This is a genomic window from Burkholderia sp. Bp8986 (genome assembly GCF_003854225.1).
Taxonomy (GTDB): Bacteria; Pseudomonadota; Gammaproteobacteria; order Burkholderiales; family Burkholderiaceae; genus Burkholderia.
This window is the reverse complement of the sequence record NZ_QTQM01000176.1, coordinates 1-797: the sequence shown is the minus strand read 5'-3', so window position 1 is coordinate 797 and position 797 is coordinate 1. Positions and strand designations below refer to the sequence as shown.

General features: G+C 68.4%; 1 protein-coding gene. It reads left to right on the top strand.

The genetic code is table 11. From position 1 onward, the window contains the following. On the top strand, nt 1–797 hold a 797-nt coding region (locus DID99_RS36755), incomplete at both ends, for a methyl-accepting chemotaxis protein (protein ID WP_260444802.1).

Here is a 797-nt window from a genome sequence, read left to right as displayed (position 1 = left end):
GCGCAGCAGTCGTCGCTGCAGGTGACGACGTCGGTCGCCGAAATCGCGGCGACGTCGCGCGAGCAGCAGGCGACCGCGAACGAAACCGCGGCGACGACGACCGAGATCGGTGCGACGTCGCGCGAAATTTTCGCGACGTCGCGCGACCTGCTGCGCACGATGAACGAGGTGGCCGGCGTGGCCGAGCAGTCGGCGACGCTCGCGGGCGTGAGCCAGAGCGGCCTCACGCGGATGGGCGAGACCATGCGCAGCGTGATGGACGCGGCCGGTTCGGTGAACGCGAAGCTCGCGATCCTCAACGAGAAGGCGCTGAACATCAACCAGGTCGTCGCGACCATCACCAAGGTGGCCGACCAGACCAACCTGCTGTCGCTGAACGCGGCGATCGAGGCCGAGAAGGCCGGCGAGTACGGCCGCGGCTTCGCGGTCGTCGCGACCGAGATCCGGCGCCTGGCTGACCAGACGGCGGTGGCGACCTACGACATCGAGCAGACGGTGAAGGAGATCCAGTCGGCCGTGTCGGCGGGCGTGATGGGGATGGACAAGTTCTCCGAGGAAGTGCGCCGCGGCATGCTCGACGTGCAGCAGGTCGGCGGGCAGCTGTCGCAGATCATCGCCGAGGTGCAGACGCTCGCGCCGCGCTTCCAGATGGTCAACGAAGGGATGCAGACGCAGGCGAACGGTGCCGAGCAGATCACGCAGGCGCTGTCGCAGCTGTCGGAAGCCGCGCAGCAGACGGCCGAATCGCTGCGCCAGTCGTCGCAGGCGATCGACGACCTCACGCTCGTCGCGAACCA